At 30.2% G+C, this 18,998-nt stretch carries 20 protein-coding genes; 3 read left to right on the top strand and 17 right to left on the bottom strand.

Annotated features, from left to right (window positions below):
• Positions 1–34: 34 nt before the first annotated feature.
• The 7 genes from grpE to gpr form a co-directional block, all read right to left on the bottom strand.
• Positions 35–703: a nucleotide exchange factor GrpE gene (grpE, locus tag LGK95_RS03245; RefSeq protein ID WP_226122309.1), complete on the bottom strand. Its 669-nt coding sequence runs from the start codon at positions 701–703 to the stop codon at positions 35–37.
• A gap of 94 nt (positions 704–797) precedes the next feature.
• Positions 798–1,844 (bottom strand): heat-inducible transcriptional repressor HrcA, encoded by a 1,047-nt coding sequence (hrcA, locus tag LGK95_RS03240; protein WP_226122173.1) that lies wholly within the window; start codon positions 1,842–1,844, stop codon positions 798–800.
• A 214-nt stretch (positions 1,845–2,058) separates the two neighbouring features.
• The gene (gene hemW / locus LGK95_RS03235; RefSeq protein ID WP_226122170.1) at positions 2,059–3,180 is read right to left on the bottom strand and encodes a radical SAM family heme chaperone HemW; all 1,122 of its coding nucleotides are present in this window, start codon (positions 3,178–3,180) and stop codon (positions 2,059–2,061) included.
• A 19-nt stretch (positions 3,181–3,199) separates the two neighbouring features.
• A complete protein-coding gene (lepA, locus tag LGK95_RS03230; RefSeq protein ID WP_226122162.1) occupies positions 3,200–5,005 on the bottom strand; it encodes a translation elongation factor 4 in 1,806 nt (601 codons plus the stop codon).
• A gap of 180 nt (positions 5,006–5,185) precedes the next feature.
• Positions 5,186–5,443, bottom strand: a complete 258-nt coding sequence (locus LGK95_RS03225) for a hypothetical protein (protein WP_226122155.1) — start codon at positions 5,441–5,443, stop codon at positions 5,186–5,188.
• A 91-nt stretch (positions 5,444–5,534) separates the two neighbouring features.
• A complete protein-coding gene (locus tag LGK95_RS03220; protein ID WP_226122154.1) occupies positions 5,535–6,677 on the bottom strand; it encodes a stage II sporulation protein P in 1,143 nt (380 codons plus the stop codon).
• Positions 6,678–6,780: 103 nt separating this feature from the next.
• The gene (gene gpr / locus LGK95_RS03215) at positions 6,781–7,755 is read right to left on the bottom strand and encodes a GPR endopeptidase (protein ID WP_226122153.1); all 975 of its coding nucleotides are present in this window, start codon (positions 7,753–7,755) and stop codon (positions 6,781–6,783) included.
• 254 nt (positions 7,756–8,009) lie between these two features.
• Here gpr and rpsT point away from each other — a divergent pair, with 254 nt between their 5' ends.
• Positions 8,010–8,282, top strand: a complete 273-nt coding sequence (gene rpsT, locus LGK95_RS03210) for a 30S ribosomal protein S20 (RefSeq protein WP_226122152.1) — start codon at positions 8,010–8,012, stop codon at positions 8,280–8,282.
• Between the two features lie 76 nt (positions 8,283–8,358).
• On the opposite strand, the gene holA is transcribed toward rpsT, so the two are convergent.
• The 6 genes from holA to LGK95_RS03180 all read right to left on the bottom strand — a co-directional run bounded on the left by holA (position 8,359) and on the right by LGK95_RS03180 (position 13,079).
• Positions 8,359–9,393, bottom strand: a complete 1,035-nt coding sequence (gene holA, locus LGK95_RS03205) for a DNA polymerase III subunit delta (protein ID WP_226122151.1) — start codon at positions 9,391–9,393, stop codon at positions 8,359–8,361.
• Positions 9,390–11,159: a ComEC/Rec2 family competence protein gene (locus LGK95_RS03200; protein ID WP_226122150.1), complete on the bottom strand. Its 1,770-nt coding sequence runs from the start codon at positions 11,157–11,159 to the stop codon at positions 9,390–9,392. The genes holA and LGK95_RS03200 overlap by 4 nt, the downstream gene beginning before the upstream one ends.
• Positions 11,160–11,471: 312 nt before the next feature.
• Complete coding sequence (locus tag LGK95_RS03195; protein ID WP_226122148.1) at positions 11,472–11,639, bottom strand: hypothetical protein; 168 nt, start codon at positions 11,637–11,639, stop codon at positions 11,472–11,474.
• Between the two features lie 161 nt (positions 11,640–11,800).
• The gene (locus LGK95_RS03190) at positions 11,801–12,376 is read right to left on the bottom strand and encodes an MORN repeat-containing protein (protein WP_226122146.1); all 576 of its coding nucleotides are present in this window, start codon (positions 12,374–12,376) and stop codon (positions 11,801–11,803) included.
• A 158-nt stretch (positions 12,377–12,534) separates the two neighbouring features.
• Positions 12,535–12,699 (bottom strand): zinc-ribbon domain-containing protein, encoded by a 165-nt coding sequence (locus LGK95_RS03185; protein WP_071613616.1) that lies wholly within the window; start codon positions 12,697–12,699, stop codon positions 12,535–12,537.
• Between the two features lie 197 nt (positions 12,700–12,896).
• Positions 12,897–13,079, bottom strand: coding sequence for a hypothetical protein (locus LGK95_RS03180; protein ID WP_226122144.1), 183 nt, complete (start codon positions 13,077–13,079; stop codon positions 12,897–12,899).
• A 429-nt stretch (positions 13,080–13,508) separates the two neighbouring features.
• Here LGK95_RS03180 and LGK95_RS03175 point away from each other — a divergent pair, with 429 nt between their 5' ends.
• Positions 13,509–13,754 (top strand): hypothetical protein, encoded by a 246-nt coding sequence (locus LGK95_RS03175; RefSeq protein ID WP_226122143.1) that lies wholly within the window; start codon positions 13,509–13,511, stop codon positions 13,752–13,754.
• A 342-nt stretch (positions 13,755–14,096) separates the two neighbouring features.
• Here the strand turns inward: LGK95_RS03175 and LGK95_RS03170 are convergent, their stop codons facing one another.
• Positions 14,097–14,849, bottom strand: coding sequence for a helix-hairpin-helix domain-containing protein (locus LGK95_RS03170; protein WP_226122141.1), 753 nt, complete (start codon positions 14,847–14,849; stop codon positions 14,097–14,099).
• Positions 14,850–14,998: 149 nt separating this feature from the next.
• Here LGK95_RS03170 and LGK95_RS03165 point away from each other — a divergent pair, with 149 nt between their 5' ends.
• Positions 14,999–16,276: a D-alanyl-D-alanine carboxypeptidase family protein gene (locus LGK95_RS03165; RefSeq protein WP_226122138.1), complete on the top strand. Its 1,278-nt coding sequence runs from the start codon at positions 14,999–15,001 to the stop codon at positions 16,274–16,276.
• A 53-nt stretch (positions 16,277–16,329) separates the two neighbouring features.
• Here the strand turns inward: LGK95_RS03165 and LGK95_RS03160 are convergent, their stop codons facing one another.
• The 3 genes from LGK95_RS03160 to LGK95_RS03150 all read right to left on the bottom strand — a co-directional run bounded on the left by LGK95_RS03160 (position 16,330) and on the right by LGK95_RS03150 (position 18,998).
• Positions 16,330–17,286 (bottom strand): RluA family pseudouridine synthase, encoded by a 957-nt coding sequence (locus LGK95_RS03160; protein WP_226122136.1) that lies wholly within the window; start codon positions 17,284–17,286, stop codon positions 16,330–16,332.
• Positions 17,279–17,659: a RidA family protein gene (locus LGK95_RS03155; RefSeq protein ID WP_226122134.1), complete on the bottom strand. Its 381-nt coding sequence runs from the start codon at positions 17,657–17,659 to the stop codon at positions 17,279–17,281. The genes LGK95_RS03160 and LGK95_RS03155 overlap by 8 nt, the downstream gene beginning before the upstream one ends.
• Before the next feature lie 64 nt (positions 17,660–17,723).
• Positions 17,724–18,998, bottom strand: a complete 1,275-nt coding sequence (locus LGK95_RS03150) for an LCP family protein (RefSeq protein WP_226122133.1) — start codon at positions 18,996–18,998, stop codon at positions 17,724–17,726.

Here is an 18,998-nt window from a genome sequence, read left to right as displayed (position 1 = left end):
TTTATATTTTTTATATTTTTTATATTTTTTATATTTAATTAGCTACTTTAACCATACTATGTCTTAATACTTTGTTTTCTTTTTTATATCCCTTTTGGAATACTTCCACTATTTCATTAGCTCCATACTTCTCATCTTCTACGTGCATTACTGCATTATGAAGATTTGGGTCAAATTCGCCATCTGACGCTAATTCTTCCACTCCTAGTTTTTCAAATGCAACATTAAATAATCTTACTGTCATCTCTACACCAGTTCTTAGCTCTTCCCCAGAACCTTCAGCAGAAAGTGCTCTTTCTAAGTTATCAAGCACTGGTAAAACTTCTTTTAAAACATCTGCACAAGCATCTGTGTATATGCCTTGTTTCTCTTTTGCAGTTCTTTTTCTAAAGTTTTCATATTCTGCAGTTGTTCTTAAAAACTTGTCTTTAATAGCATCCACATCATCTTGTAATTTCTCGTTTTCTTCTTGTAGTTTTTTCTTATTTTTTTTCATATCTTTTTCTTTATCACTTTCTAAAAGTTCTTCTGACTCACTGCCTTCTAACTCTTCATTTTCTAGTATTTCAGGATTTTCTACTATTTCAGCTTCTTCAATTACTTCGGCTTCTTCTAGTGTTTTATCTATGATACCCTCATTCTCTTCTTGACTGCCTTGTGTTTCGGTATTTTCGTCTACTGAACTTAAATCCTCATCAGACATTTTATCGGTTTCTTCGTCTATTATTTCGTCATTGTTTGTATGCACTCAATCATTCCTCCATTTCTGGCTCAAAGTAAATCTTTTAATTTAAACATTATCTATTATTATTATAAATTTGAGCTATATTATCATTTAATTCTTTAACTATTTCAGTTAATACAGATATAACTTTTCCATAAGGAATTCTTGTTGGGCCTATAACGCCGATAGATCCAAGTGGTATACCCGATGCGCTATAGACAGCCGTTATAATACTGCATTCGCGAGCACACTCAACAAAATTCTCCCCACCAATTTTAATTGTAATATTACCATTAATGTCGTTAGCTCCAAGTAAACTATTTATACTTTCTTTATTATCTACTAAAACTAAGAACTCTCGTGCTTTAGTGATGTTGTTATATTCTGGGTAGTTAAATATATTTGCAGCACCCTGAATATAAACTTCTGAAGCTTCAACGCCAGACAAACTGTCATACAAAGCTGGAATAATGCCGTCAAAAATTTCTCCGTAAGCCGCTAAATCACCTTTTAGATTATTAATAACTTCCAAATTTATTTGCTGAATTGTAAGCTTTCCTAATCTAACATTGAGTATATTGGTAAGTTTTTCTATAACTGCACTACCAATAGGCCTACTAATTTTGATAACATTATTTTTTATGATACCACTATCAGTAATAATTATAAACAAAATACTTGCACCATCTAAATTCACTAGTTGAATATATTTAATACAACTCTTTTGAACAGAGGGCGCCTTCACTATAGATGTAAGATTCGTAAGAAGCGAAAGCATTTGTGTTGCTTGCTTAACAATTTTATCAACCTCGTATAGAGCTACATTAATAAGATGGTTTTTGATCATATACTCTTCCTCAGTGGATAGTTTTGTAAGTTCCATAAGTCTATCAACATATAATCTATAACCCTTATCTGATGGTTTTCTACCTGATGAGGTATGTAGATGTTCTATATATCCCATCTCTTCAAGGTCTGACATTTCATTTCTTATAGTAGCTGAACTAATACCTAAATCATACTTTTTGGCTATGGTTCTGGACCCTACAGGCTCACCATTATTAATATAATCTGTAATTATAGCCTGAAGTATCTTAATTTTTCTTTCATCCATTTCCATAATATCACCTCTTTTATTAGCACTCACTACCGTTGAGTGCTAACGGGTATGTATTTAAGGTATCATTTACTACTGATTTTGTCAATAACCTTCATTTTTCACTATAGCCATTTTATACCTGTTATTCTAACTTAGGTTCCACATACTATATATTACTCTAATTCTCGTATAAACTTTGTTTAGTCATGAAATTTCTTATTTAAAACATATAAATTTAGAGAAGAAATTCTGCCATAATAACGTTAGATACCTCAATGCCTTCGAAAGTTAAAAATATGCTATCCGTATCTTCTTTCATAAAACCAGTCTTTGTATATTTATTTATTACTTCGCTATAAACACTTCTCATATCTTTGTTGAACCTTCGCATGAATTCACTTTTGCTTATGCCCGAATTCTTTCTAAGACCCATGAACATAAACTCTTCCATATCATCTTGAAGGGAATTTTTTGTTTTCTCCACTGTTGCATTACCTTTATTATTCATCATTTCAATATATTTTTCTATATTTTCCTCATTTCTATACCTAAAACCTTCATTATAGGAATGAGACGCAGAACCACAACCAATATATTCATCCATTTCCCAATACACTAAATTATGCCTACATACTTTGTTATTTTTCGCAAAGTTTGAAATTTCATATTGAATATATCCATTTTCCTTTAAATATTCTATAGTCCTTGCATACATAGTTCTTTCTAATTCTTCATCTGGGAGATTCAAATTTCCTTTTTCAAATTTTGTATAAAAATCCGTTCCATCTTCAACTATTAAACTATAACAAGATAAATGTTCTGGTTTAAGCTCAATTACATTTTTTAATGTCTCAAGGTACTGCTTAAGCGTTTGACTCGGTAGTCCAAACATTAAATCAACATTTATGTTATCAAACCCTATACTTCTAGCTAACTTAAAACTTTGCTTAAAATCTTCAATAGTATGTATTCTTCCCAGTTCTTTAAGCAAAGAATCTTGCCAAGCTTGAAGACCAATACTAAGCCTATTTACTCCCATTCTTTTTAAAAATTCTAATTTTTCTATTGTGAATGTTCCTGGATTTCCTTCAACTGTAAACTCTAAATCTTTACATACATCTAATTTATTAATACTTTTTTTTATTATCTCCCAGCCTGCTAAAGATAAATAGGTGGGAGTTCCCCCACCTATAAATATAGTTTTTACTTTTTTATCTTTTATACTACTTATTTCTTTTGCTAAGGCTGCGGCATAATCAAGCATACAATCCTCTTTACCAGCAAATGAGGGAAAATCGCAATATAAACACTTCTGCTTGCAAAATGGGATATGTATATATAAAGCCACATTTTTCATATTTTACCCTCACCCTTTTCTAGTCTACTTTAAGTATAGCCATAAATGCTTCTTGTGGAACTTCTACGCTTCCAACTTGTCTCATTCTCTTTTTACCTTCTTTTTGTTTAGATAATAATTTTTTCTTTCTTGAAATATCTCCGCCATAGCATTTAGCTAAAACATCTTTTCTAAGTGCCTTTACAGTTTCTCTTGCAATTACCTTTGCGTTTATAGATGCTTGTATTGGAATTTCAAACATTTGTCTCGGTATATGTTCTTTTAGTTTTTCACACATAACTCTACCTCTATGGGAAGCTGTCTCCTCGGGAACAATCATAGAAAGAGCATCAACTTTTTCTCCTTTAAGCAAAATATCTAATTTTACAAGATTTGCAGTGATATATCCCTTTAATTCATAATCAAAGGATGCATAACCTTTTGTTCTTGATTTTAAGGCATCGAAAAAGTCGTATACTATTTCATTAAGAGGTAATTCATAATTTACAACCACTCTAGTGGTTTCTATATATTTCATATCAATATATATACCTCTTTTTAGTTGGCATAACTCCATAACTGACCCTAAATAATCTGATGGTGTTATTATAGAGGCTTTAACTATTGGTTCTTCCATATAACTAATTTCTGTAGACTCCGGAAGATTTGTAGGATTCGTTATTTCTATTAATTCTCCACTAGTTTTCATTACTTTATATATAACTGATGGAGCTGTCGTAATAATATCTAAATTAAATTCTCTTTCTATTCTTTCTTGTATTATCTCCATATGAAGAAGACCTAAGAATCCACATCTAAATCCAAAACCTAAAGCAATAGATGTCTCTGGTTCAAACCCTAAGGCTGCATCATTTAACTGAAGTCTTTCTAACGCCTCTTTTAATTCTCCATATCTAGCACCATCTATAGGATAGATACCACTAAACACCATAGGAATGGCTGGTTTATATCCCTTAAGTGGTTCTAGAGCAGGTCTTGTAGCTTCTGTTACGGTATCACCTACGCGGGCATCCCTAACATTTTTTATAGAAGCAGTTATATATCCAACATCCCCCGCACTTAATTCAGGTACGGTCAGATAATTTGGCACAAAGACTCCAACTTCTACAACATCATATATCTTATTAGTATTCATTAGCTTAATTTTTGTTCCTGATCTAACCTTGCCGTCTTTAATTCTAACATAACATACAACACCTTTATAGCTATCATATGAAGAATCAAAAATTAGTGCTTTAAGTGGAGCTTCTTCATCACCACTTGGTGGAGATATTTTATTTACAACAGTTTCTAATACATCTTCTATATTAAGTCCAGTCTTAGCTGAAATTAGAGGAGCATCTTGAGCCTCAATGCCTATTACATCCTCAATTTCCTGAATTACCTCTTGTGGCCTTGCACTAGGAAGATCTATCTTATTTATAACTGGTGCAATATCAAGGTTGTTATCTAGTGCTAGATAGCAATTTGCTAAAGTCTGAGCTTGAATCCCTTGTGATGCATCTACTACAAGCACGGCACCCTCGCAAGCAGCTAAACTCCTTGAAACTTCGTAGTTAAAATCTACATGCCCTGGAGTGTCTATAAGATTGAATATATACTCTTCTCCATTCTCTCTTTTATAAACTAGCCTAGCTGGTTGAGATTTTATAGTAATTCCTCTTTCTCTTTCTAGGTCCATATTATCAAGTACTTGTTCTTCCATTTCCCTTTTAGTTAAAGTACCTGTCTTCTCTAATAGTCTGTCTGCAAGCGTAGACTTGCCGTGATCAATATGTGCAACTATCGAAAAGTTTCTTATGTATTTTTGTCTATTGATCTGCATTGATTTTACCCCCATTATTCTATATGAACTAAATCATTTTTTAGCTGACTTAAATATGTCTTACCCTAATTATATCAGTTTTTATAAATCAACTTAAATTATATCATAAATATATCTAGTTTTGTCAATGCATTATGATTTTACATGGCACTTTCTTTTATGCATTGAGTTAATTTTATATTATTTCAGAAAAATCCCATTAAATGTATCAATACATTTTTCTTTCATGTTATAAATAATTTTATCATTTACATAAAAAACATAACTATTAGTTTCTATCCTAAAATCAATAGGGTTTAATTTTAAATTAATTATAAATTTGGACTTTTTTTTCACAAGTTCAGCCTTATTAATATTTATCAGAATAAATCCATATATGAACACGGACAAACAAATACTAATAACTAGAAGGTATTTAATTCTACCTCTTTTACGCATAAAAGGTGCCCCCTTACAGTTCTTTTAATGGATAACAACACTAATCATTATCTTCTCCTTAATAAGGATGCACTTTTTAAATTCAAAATATTCATTTTTTGCCATTTAATTGTTCTGCAATGACCCTTGATAAATATTTACCAGTGTTTTTTACTTCTTGCACAGTATTTGTATATGTTCCTACTTCAATTAGCAGTGCATTATCACTTCTATTTTGGTTATAAAAACCCATACCCCAGTGGTAAACATAAATTGGATTACCACGTACAAGACCCGGATATAATTTGTTTGATATTGCAATCATTGAATTTATTAACTTCTTCTGCTTATCATATTTAGGATTTTTATCTGTTACTACAAACATAAATTTTGCAACATTTGATCCGTTTATCTTAGTAGTTACCGAATTCTTATTTTCTACACTATCTCTATGTAAATCTATAATTAAGTCAAATTTTTCATATACCTTTAAATACTTGTCCAATGTAACTCCAGATTTTTTATATGCCCTATTATAATTGCCTGTATCATTCACATTCTTATCGTGTATAACTGATATTCCATATTTTTTTTCTAATTCATCAGCCATTACGTCTCCTACAGCGCATACATTTCTTGTTTTATCTAAACTAGCTTCCGTTTTTGATAGATCATTATCCGAAGTAGCATAAGCTTCTGAGGTATGAGAATGGTATATAAGCACTCGTGGCTTAGCGTTATTTAAAGTTGTTTTCAAAGAAGGGTTATATAAGTTTGCCACTACGTTCGTTGCTTTTACATCAGACTTACTTACCTGCTTGTCATCTAAGTTAAAGGGGTTAATACTAAATGTTTCTGAATTACTTATATCAGTGCTAGTTTCACTTTTATCCAAATATGCAATTTCTTTTACAACTATTGATATTGGATTTAATATATCAACGCCTAAAAAAGATAGAGCTACTAAGTCAGTACTATTTTCACTGTTATCCTGCTGCTTTGTGCTTGAAGATTTAATTACAGATAATGCGTTATTGATAGCATTAACATAAAAGTGATTTGTATAATTCCCTTCACTGTTTGCCTTTGCACTTCTAGGTAAAATGAGGCCTATAAAAAAAATAATGAGTAATGTGAGGATACTAAAAAATATTCTCACATTACTGTTTTTCTTAAGAGCACATTCTAAAAAGTTGATTTTTTTATTTAAAATACTTTTATTTTTACCTTCATGTTTTATACCTTTGTAACTCATTTTTATCCCCCCTGCTTGAGCATCTAAAAAACAACTAATCCTATGCTAGTCTTTTTTTAAGCTACCTTATACAATACATATGAGGAAAGTTGCAATGATATTACTAGTTCAAATACTTATTTATATCATCTAAATCTAACGCCGGCTGTAATGCAATATTGATGCCATTAGCAATTATTTTGGAAACAGAATTTATAACCATATCGATTTCCTTTGGTGTAACTACAAGATTTCCAACATATGGATTCAAAACCTCAGCTATCATTTGTTGCTTTTCCACCTTATCAATCGACTTTAACATATTATAAAATTCTTTTCCCTCACTTGCTGATTTAATCATCTCATCAAGTACTAGATCAATGGTATCATTGGCTAGAGTTGCAGCATCAACTACTGTTGGAATTCCAATAGCAATTACTGGTACCCCTAAAGTCTTTTCACTTATCTCCATCCTCCTATTTCCAATTCCCGCTCCAGGAGAAATTCCAGAAGTCCCTATCTGTATAGTTCTATTCACCCTATCCATTTTTCTTGAAGCTAATGCATCAATACATATCACTAAATTTGGTTTTATCCTTTCAACTATACCGCGAATTATTTCACCAGTTTCCATGCCTGTTATTCCTAGAACTCCAGGTGATATGGCGCATACTGGTCTTATTCCTTCATCGATAGAGTCTGGTACTAATTGTTTTAAATGCCTAGTCACCATTATTTTGGAAACGACTTTTGGTCCAACAGCATCAGGAGTAACATTCCAATTACCTAGTCCAACCACTAAAGCCGTCATACTATCATCTAATTTTATAAGTGGCGCGAGAACCTTACCCATTACAACACTCACTCTATCCATAGCATCACCATCATAGTGAACAAATTCTGGGATATCAATAGTTATATATGTACCTTTTGGTTTTCCCATCATTTTTTCTCCAATATCGCTTACTATTTTTACGTTAGTAATTTTAATATCACCCTCATTAGACTCCTCTACTTCAACACCTGGCATCTCACCATTGTTTTCTGCCTTGTATATTTCTTTAGCTTCAACTGCTAGATCTGTTCTTACATTTATCATAACTTCACCTCAACTACATTTTTAATATTATCTTTTCCTAATAATCCTTTCCTATTCTTGTAAAAATAGTTTTTTTCACAATTTTAACTCCTTTAAAATACATTTAGTAATAAAATATATTTATATAAATTAAATATCACTTGAAGTACTTAAATATTAATGCTATAATATCAGTTGACTAATTAAAAAGATTCGTATGCAGTTTTCCCCAAAACTGCTGACACGTTATTAAATACAAAGGGGGGTGAAAATGAATGGCAAATATTAAATCAGCAAAAAAAAGAATTAAAATTACTGCAGTTAAGACAGAAAGAAATACAATGATCAAATCTGCTTTAAAAACTAAGGTAAAGAAATTTGAAACAGCTGTCGTTACTGGCAATGTTGAAGATGCTACGGTTACATATGCAAGTGTTGTTAAAGCTTTAGATATGGCTGTAACAAAAGGAATACTTCACATTAACAAGGCAGCAAGAAGAAAATCAAGACTAGCAGCGAAATTAAACGCTCTAAGTTTAACTGCATAATAAAAAACCGGTGATTTACACCGGTTTTTTTTTGTTCCTTCCCTTATGAATTAAATATATGCTGCATAAACCTTTTCTACATAACTGTTTTTATCATAAATACTTCAATATTTATTTTATCGTCAGTAGATGTACTTTTTAAAATTTTCTCTGTATCAACACATAACTCTATATTTCTTTTTAATGCTTTTAAAGTAAATTTCATACTCTGCGAAATCATTTTTTCACAAATGTATGGATGAAGCCTTAATTCATTAGATAATACTTCTTTCGATTTCCCACTATCAATACCTAATTTAAGATTAAACAAAAGATTAAATTGCCGTCCTATCATAAACAATATAAGGGGAATCTTCTCTCCTTTAAATATAAGTTCATTCAAAATATCTAAAGCTTTCTTTATATTTTTCTGAGACAAATAATCAACTAAATTGAATATATCACTTTCACTTTTTTGAGGCATCATTTGCAGAATGTCCTCTTTTGTAATATCTCTTCCATCTGTAAATGAAACCAATTTTTCTACTTCATTTAATATGATATTCATATTATTGTCTACATTAGCACAAAATAAAGTAAGTTCCACTTTTCCAATTTTTGCTCCAGCATCTTCAAATAAACTCCTGCACGTTTTCGCAAGAGAATCCCCTCTTAATTTATCAACTTTTATTACACATGCCTTTTTATCAAGTTTTTTAATTTTATTGCTTGGTTTTTCCCTATCAGTTAAAAACGTATAATATATAATTAAAATACAATTTGGTGACGGATTCTTTAAATATTCATTTAATAATATAATATTTTTACTTTTTAAGTCACCTGTTTTTTTATTTCCGGAACTATCATCTAAAAATGATGCTCTATATACAACCACTACCTTTTTATCACTCATGAAAGGCATGGTTTCGCAAGCATCACTAATTGTCTCAAACTCAGTTTTACTACCATCAAATTTTAAATAATTTAAATCCATAAATTTTTTATCTAATACATTATCAGTTATAAATTTAACATGATCCTTTATTAATTGTTCATCAGGACCGCAAAAGATGTAGCAATTATCTAGTTCATGTTTTTTTATCTTTTTTTCAAGCTCTGCATAGTTAATCAAAGTATTTCCTCCAACCCCCGTGTAAATTTTAAAATTTTATCTCCTATAATTATATACTTATTTATAATTGTGCCTGAAGGCACATATGTTTCATCGTTTTTTAGTTTTACAATGTCTTTGTATGGTAAAATTTCTTCGATTTCATTATTATATACCGATATATTTTGTTGCTCAATTATTTTTTGTGAAAAACACACTTGAGCTTCTATTTTTTTGCCACGACTAATAAGCCTAATACTATATTTGTCTGTTAGCTTCATAACTGAATCTCCCTTGTAACCCTGAAATACTCTATCTATTTTTACAGGCACCTTTATGTCGTTCACATTAACATTACCTGTAGTAACTGCAATTGTAGTTTTTCTATATTGAACTAAGACTGTATTATTTTTATTTGCATTTATATAACTAATTTCAGGAAAAACCTTATAATTCTGAAATGCTATAACAAAAATAATACAAAATGGTACATACTTAAATTGCCCATACCCTTTTTTAATTCCAACATAACATACATATAGTCCAAATACAACTAGACTCTCTATATAAGAAAAATAAATCATTTCTGGCAATAAATTTCCAAGTACTTTTTGAATAGCCTCGATAATTGTTAAAACAGTAAATACTCCATAATTTATCAAGTTAAATATTTGATGAAATGCGCTACACACAAGTCCTATATTACCTAGCACTACAACTACTGTGTAAAATGGCAATAGCAATAAATTACTAAATAAAAATCCTAAACTAAATGTTTTTAGGGCAACAACAGCATAAGGCATAGAGAAAATTTGAGAGCTTAAGCTTAAGCTAAAAGATTCATTTATTTTAGCAGGTAATTTATATAGAACCTTTTTCATTTTCTTATTATAAGCTACAATTCCAAACACACAAAGAAATGATAGCATAAATCCCATATCGAGAATAGAAAATGGTCTAATTATTAATAATATAATTGCAGCTAAACTAAGAGATGATAAACTATCATATTTTTTATAAACTTTACTCGATATTTTCAGTATAAATATCATTATAAATGCTCTTATAGTAGATGCCTTCCCTCCTGTAAATATCATATAAACAAAAGAAACTAATATTGCAATTTTATACCCGATAACCATTTCTAGAGCTTTATATACTACTGACATGTGTAGTCCAGATACACTTATAACATGACTTATACCTAGTTTTTTAAAATCTTCCTTTTGCGTTTTTTCTATGTATGCACTGTCTCCAAAACATACAGCCATGACTATTGCAGCTTTTTCTTCTCCCAATATACCTAAAAATTTTTTATATAATCCTTTTCTAAAGCTCTCAATCTTAGATAATATATCTTCATTGGCCATTTTGTAATTTTTGACTGTATATCTTCCAACTACCCCTCTATCATACTCTGCTAGTTTTTTAAAATTACCTTGAAGCGTTACAATCCTACCTTGCTCTAGTTCAAATATATTGCCTTCCAGAACTATTTTTTTATTACCAGCTTTTGCAGTGCAATAGTATGTACTTTTATCTGAAATTCTTACTTTAAGCTCTTGTTCATTCGGTAAATTAATATTGAAATAGGAATAATAATTTATAATCCCCATAACAAAGAAACAAATTACTATGTATAAAAACTTTCTGTCTATAGTGAAATACATTATAGCTAAAAAAGATGCAGCTAAAACTGCACCCAAAACAGGATTGTTTAATAACATTAAACAAGTAAGACATCCTATAAATATTGTTATTGCATAATAAACTAAAGGTCTCGCCATAATTAACTATTCAGCTTGAAAATTTATTTACTATATAGAACATATCAATTTGTTCTATATTCTCGTTTTCTTATGCATTGTATTTTTTTTACATATAAAACGTTGTTTCAAATATATTTTCAAACATTTTCATACCCCAATAACTTTATTTTAGCCAATAAATATTTAAGTTAATCAGTGTATCTATAATTATATATCCAATATATTATTTGTATACCAAATAGGAGACTTCAGCAAAAAAAGCTAAAGTCTCCGCAATTTAAATTACTTAGTTTAATATTTTATACTAAGTTTAAATCGCATTAACATATTTTAGCAACCACATATATTACGTTTTTTCTTATGATGTTTCTTTCTTACATTTATAATCAAATTGTCGCAAGAACAATTATCATTTCCACAACGATTGTTACCACAATTATTGCAACCACAATTATTATCATCAACAAGTAATAATAATAATATCCACCAACAACCCATACATATTCCCCCCCTCTCTAAAGGCAAATATTTTATATTTTAAGTCGTTTTTCATAAGTTTCTAATGGTTATACTTCTTTTGTTGATATATAATATTGTGCTTTGTATAAAAATGTTCCAACTCATATTTGTCATAAATAAATAACTGAATTTAAAATACCTTATTTTACTAATTTATTGTTTTTAGACTCTCCCATTTCAATTTCCCCATCAGAATAGATATAGATCCCTTGACCTTCTCTTTCATCATTCTGCCACTGTCCTATATATTTTTCTCCTCCAGAGTAAGTATGAATACCTTCCCCATGTCTAAGTCCATTTTTAAAAGTACCTACATATGTGTCTCCATCTGGCCATGTACAAATCCCTTGACCACATTTCTCACCATTTACCCAAACTCCTATATACTTTTCACCATCCGGCCAAGTATATATACCATATCCATGTTTTTCATCATTCATCCATTCGCCTACATATTTTTCACCACCGGAAAAAGTAAGCGTTCCTTGACCATTCATTTTATTATTTTCCCAAAGACCTATATATTTACTTCCATCAGTATAAATAAAAGTCCCCTCGCCATGTTTTTTGCCTTCTATTTTTTCACCTTGGTAGGTTCCCCCATGAACGTGTTGCGTTTTGGCGATTACCCCATTATCTTTATAATTTTTGTTAGAATTAACATTTTGCAACTTAATCCTATCTAAATTAGCTTTACTAAACTTTATATTCTTCAATTTCAAATCACTCCTTTAACTTAAATATAATGGCTTGTTATTTTATTTCATGTTTTATCCATAATATAATATACCATACATATTTAAACTACGAAATAATTTTGAACGAAATAAAACCTATAGGAATTAATTCCTATAGGTAAGTTTTCTAGATAATACTATCTTTGAAATCCTCTGTTGTTCTGTTGTTTTTTAGCTCTTCTACAATCAGGACATCTTTGTGGTTCATTTTCAAATCCTTTTTCTTTATAAAATTCTTGTTCACCCTCAGTGAATACGAATTCTTGTGAACAATCTTTACATACAATAGTCTTGTCTGTCATTTAAACATTTCTCCTTTTTATTTATATTAAGATTTAAGATCTGATTTACTTTATATGCCTAAAAAGGTAATGTTTTAATCATATCAAATCTTGTTGTTGTTGATTTTGCAATCCCAACTCATTTAGAATAACATACATATTATTAATATGCAATACTTTTCTTTAAAATACTTTGGGAATGTGGCAGTGCCTTCGGTTTATTGTTTACAAGTCCGAGCTATTGCTAAATTAATGGTTCCTTTAACAAAATCAACGGCTTGCAGTTTACTATGCCCCTTATGTTTTATCTGCTCTCCCTCTTTTCTTGCTATCGCTTTATATGGATATTCTTTTTCATCATTTTCTATTACTTCTATCACGTAACCCCTATACTCTTCCATATTCCACCCCTTATTATTTATTTAAATGTTGTTCATAATTATATATTAGAAATATATCATTTAAAACTTAACAGTAATTTAATATTATTTAAACCTATACATAATGATTTAGTTTTGCTTATTGACTTTACATCTAGTTATAGTTATTTTTTCCATCCTCCTTTTATAGGATTATTATATCACATTTAGAATAATTTGAATATTCTTTTATTTAGTTATTGTCAGACTTTTAATTCTCTTTTATATTTTTTTTCAACAAATTTCATCCTAAAAAATAACGTTAGATTTTTCTTCATATAAGGCCCACATATCCCTTAATATATCCAAGTTCATTTGTTTCTCTTTTTATTCCCTAATTCATGTAGTATACTTATATACTAGAGTAAACTATACAATCATAATGAAATATACCAATGAAGGAGGATACTTATGAAAGATAACATAGTGGAAGTTGAAGCTAACATAATAAAATATCTTTATGAAAATAGAACATCATCCCCACAAAGCATAGCGAAAATTAAACTTTCGGTTAATTTAGGTAATGGGAAAGGTGATATTAGATTATTAAAATCTTCTCTTGAATCTTTAATGAAGAAGAAGTTTATAACAAAACAAGCGATTAGAGGGAATTATAAAATTGAGAGTAGTGGAATAGATTTTATTGAAGGAAATTAAAAAAGAGCTAAATGCTCTTTTTTATTATTTAAAATAAAAAGCGGCTCAGATATCATAAAACTATGTATCTAAGCCGCAATATGTCTATTTAATTTTCGGTAAAATATATGAACTAAAATTATTTACCATGGTTTTAATTTTCAAATAAACAGGTATTCCATTACCCGTCTACCCCATTTACAATTATTATAGCATGTTTTACTGCGATATTCAATAGCAATATGCATAATTTTGTCGAATTGTTTAATCCTAACCTTCATACTATTAACTATACTTCATCATTTGTATATTGTATCCTAAAATCATATAATGATACAATTTTTCCAATTAATTTTATATTTATTATTTTATATCAATCTTATCTACAAACTTGCTTAAGGTTTTTTCCCCTATACCTCCCACTTTTGTTAATTCCTCTACAGACTTAAACCCTCCGTTTTGTTCTCTATATTCAATTATAACATCAGCTTTGGCATCGCCTATACCTGTAAGAGTCTTTAGTTCTTCTTTACTAGCAGTGTTTATATCAATAATAGTATCTATTTCTTTACCACTTGAGCTTGAAACTGCAGAATTATTAGTAGTACTCTTAGGTACATTGCTCTGAGAAATAGTACTCTGAAGAGGTTGTTGTTTTGCTGCCTCACCCTTTTTAGATATAATAATGCAATCTTCATCATTTAGTTTCGAGGACAGATTTGTCGCATCAAGATCAGCATCTTTAGTTCCTCCACCTGCTAGTTTTATAAGATCGGTTACTCTACTTCCCTTTTCTATTTCATAAACACCAGGATCTTTTACAGCCCCTTTTATATCCACTTTAATATTACTATCCTCTACTTTAATGCTGTTATCTGCAACTTTTGCACTACCACTTGCTACTTTAGTAGTGCTCTCTTCTTTATTTGATCCAGTTGCTATAGCCCCCCCGTTGTCTTTTGTTTTTGTAGTTTTATCTGCTTCTACAAATATATCTTTATAATCTGTAGCATTAACATTTTCTTTTGGACTAGACATTATGTAACCAGCAACTATAAATGTAATGCTTATAAACAAAATAACCAAAGATCCTATTATTTTCTCTTTATTCTTCATAAATCCTCCTCGTCAACCTCTACGATTACAAAATACTCCTACCTAATTTTCCCTTACATATAGAATTATTGACAACTTTGCATGAATACTATCGCAAACAAAGGTTTTTTTTGATATACTATAAATATTGAAAAACTGGGAGGCAACCTATGAAAAAGTTATTCACAATATTAATTACATCACTTTTATTACTTTTCAATGGATCTTCAGCAGCTAAAGCACTAGTAACCCCACCAGATGTATCTGCTGATAGTGTGGTTTTATTAGATGCCACTACTGGTAAACTGCTTTATGAAAAAAATAAAGATTCTGCTTACCCTCCAGCTTCCACTACTAAAATAATGACAATACTTTTAGTCTTAGAGAAGGGACATTTGAATGATGTAGTAACAGTAAGTAAAAAAGCATCGCTGGCTGATGGTTCAAAAATATATCTCGTTGAAGGTGAAAAGATTTCTGTAAAAGAATTGTTATATGGCTTGATATTAGCATCCGCTAATGACTGTGCAGTAGCCTTAGCAGAACATACAGGTGGTTCAGAAGCAAATTTTGTAGAACAAATGAATGAAAAGGCAGATTCGCTAGGTTGTAAAAGCACTAATTTTGTTAATCCAAATGGACTTTATGATGCAAAACATAAAACTTCAGCCTATGACTTATCTCTTATTATGCAAGAGCTTACTAAACACCCAGAGTATAATGATCTATCAACAACTCCTTCACATACTATGGCTGCAACAAATAAATCAAAAGTGCAACGTCCTTTATGGAATGAGAATAGACTCATACAAAAGAACGATCAATATTATTATGACGGTTGTGAAGGTGGAAAGACAGGCTATACTATCCAATCACAGCACTCTTATATTGCTGTAGCTAATAGAAATGGTCAAAAACTTATAGTAGCCCTTGTACATGACTCTAAAAAAACTTTTTTCCCTGACAGTAGAAAACTATTAGATTATGGATTTAATAATTTTGAATTATCTAAGCAGTTTAATAAGAGTGACATTGTATCAAAATTAAAACTAAAAGATGGTACAGTGCTTCCATTGCTTGCCTCAAAAAATTTATATGTTATTAAACCTAAGAATTCAACAATAACACCAGATGTTAAAACTGAGCAAGAGAAAACAAACCTATCTACGGTTAAGAAAGGCGAGTTAATAAGTAAAGCTAAAGTTACTTTAGGTAAAGATTCTTACAACCTAAACTTAACTAGTGGAAAAAATTATGCTAAAAAGACCTCACCTCTTCCTAATCAATTTTCGAAAAAATTTATTAATCTTCCACTCTTAATAAACATATTAAAATATGTTACAATAATCTTAATAATATTATTTCTCATTATAAGATCAAATCGCAAAAAAATGAGACGAAAAAAAAACCTAAAGAAGTTTATAAATAATTTAAATAATAGAAGATAAAACATAAAAAACACAAAGTATAAACTAAGTTAATAGTTTATACTTTGTGTTTTTTATATATCACTTTCAGCTTTTAACTTACGCACTAAATTATTAATGTCATCAGGGAGTTTTGACTGAATTATAAGCTGCTCCCCAGTTCTTGGGTGCGGAATAATTAATTTATATGCATGTAATGCCTGTCTATCTATATAATCGCTTTCCACCGTTCCATAAAGACTGTCTCCGTATAGTGGATGACCAATATGACTAAAATGAACACGGATTTGATGTGTTCGACCAGTTTCTAAAGTAACTTTTACCAAATCACCATTTTTAAAAGACTCTACAACTTCATAATGAGTTATACTTCTTTGTCCCTCTTCGCAAACTTTTCTATTAATGCTTTCTTCATCAGGTTTACCAATAGGCAAATCAATGGTACCTGATTTATTTTGCATATTACCATGTACAACGGCCATATAACTCTTCTCAAAGGTTTTACCTTGGGCATCTTTTTTATCATTATCCTTGCTCTGGATGTCTTTACTCTGCATATCTCTCGCTAACGCCATATGCGAATATTGATTTTTTGCAATTATTATAAGTCCTGAGGTATCCATATCTAGTCTACTAACTAGTCTAACAATGCATTTTTCGCCTCTTTCTTTAAAATAATACAAAACCCCATTAGCAAGAGTACCATTGGGATAACCGCGAGTTGGATGAACAACTATTCCTGGACTTTTGTTTACAACAATAAGATCTATATCATCATATACAACGTCTAAATCCATCTTCTCAGGTTCAATATTCTGATGCTCATCTCTCTTCATATCAATTTCTATTATATCCTCTGAATTTATTCTATGATTTAGTTTAGCTACTTTATTATTTACAGTTATTTTTCCAGTAAGCCCAGAACTTTTTATAAACCTACCAGATAAACTTTCTGTATACTTTAAATAATCTCTTAATTTTTCGTCCTTGATATTTGCTCTAACTACGTAGGTTAATTTATCACTAAGCAATAGCAGTTACTTCTATTTCAACTATTGCATCTTTAGGAAGCTTTCCTGCCTGAATACAAGATCTAGCTGGAGGATTAGTGCTAAAATATTGTGAATACACTTCGTTCATAGCTGCAAAATCATTCATATCCTTTAAAAAAACTAAAGTCTTTACTACCTTATCCATAGTTGATCCCGCTTCTTCTAATATAGCTTTTACATTCTCTAAAGATTGTGCCGTAGCTTTTTTTATATCATCATTTATAAACTCTCCAGTAGCTACATTTATTGCTAATTGTCCAGAGGTATATATTACATTTTGAACTTTTACAGCCTGAGAATATGGTCCTAAAGCTGCTGGTGCTTTATTTGTATTTATAATGTTTTTTTCCATTTTTATTTCCCCCTCATTAGTGTACAATATTAATAATTTAAATTATAACCTATGGAACCTCATATTAATGCATTAATTCATGGTCTTCGCCTAATATAACTACTACATCATAAGTCTGTGAACTTGATGTTAAAAATTCAATATTGTCTATTTTAAAATCCTTTTCCAGTTCTGTTTTTATGTCTTTAGTACTGTTGTATACTAAAATTTTAGTTTTACTAGTAGCCTCACCATTTCCTGTTACTGCTTTATTATATCCTTTTTCTTGGAGATATGTTGAATAATCACTAGCAAGTCCCGATGTTTTAGTTCCATTAACTATTTTTATTTTAAGTTTTGATTTGTTAACTGTTCGAGTGTTGCCATCATTTAACTCTGAAATAAGTGTTTCATTTTGAGCTTCATTATATACTACATAAGATACACCATCTACAGTCTTTAAATCACCCTGAATGGTAGCCATAGAAAGTTTCTCTTTATTTAGGCTAGCGAACATATAACCATACTTAATTATTTCTTTGGCATCCATATTAGTTTCTACATAGCTTTTAACGGCTGATAAAATACGGGGGATTTTAAATATTATAGTTGGTCTTTTTATTTTTTCCATAACTTTAGTTATAAACATATGTTGATTTTCTATTCTTCCTAAATCACCATTTACGAACCCACTACCATCAGTGTTTTTTCTCCATCTGAAAAATTCCTCAGCTTTTTTACCATCTAAATGAACATCTGTACCTTTTTCAAAATGAATACTTAAATTCTGAGTAGGGTCCTCATAATCCATTTTTCTTTTTATGTCTACATTTACACCACCAATAGCATCAATTACTTTATCAAAGCCTTCATAGTTGATCTTGCCATAATAGTCAATTTTAATACCTAATAGATTTTGTACAGCATCAACTGCATAAGGCACACCACCTATAGCATGAGCAGCATTTATTTTTTGATTTTCACCATTTATACTAACCAAGGTGTCTCTTGGAATTGAAACTAAATTAACTTTTTTGTCCGTCGCATTGTAATGAGCAAGTATCATTGTATCTGTCCGCTTAGGATCATTAGCACTTGTAGAACCAGGAGTACCTACATCTACCCCCATAACCAATATGTTGCAAGATTCTCCACTACTCTTGATATTTTCTAAATCACCTTGGTTTAACTCCGTAGCAACACCTTTTTTAGATAAATCTACTGCACTATTATTAAAACTAGCTAGAAAAAAATAAATATATCCTAAAAGTAATGCAAAAACTATTACCACAAATGAAATAATCACAGTTATAAATCTTTTATAATTCACTATTTTTTTACGTTTTTTATTATTACCCAT

It is taken from the genome of Clostridium algoriphilum, from assembly GCF_020443705.1.
GTDB classification, from domain to species: Bacteria; Bacillota; Clostridia; order Clostridiales; family Clostridiaceae; genus Clostridium_AD; species Clostridium_AD algoriphilum.
The sequence above is the reverse complement of the archived record's forward strand: the minus strand, read 5'-3'. Positions and strand labels throughout refer to the sequence as shown.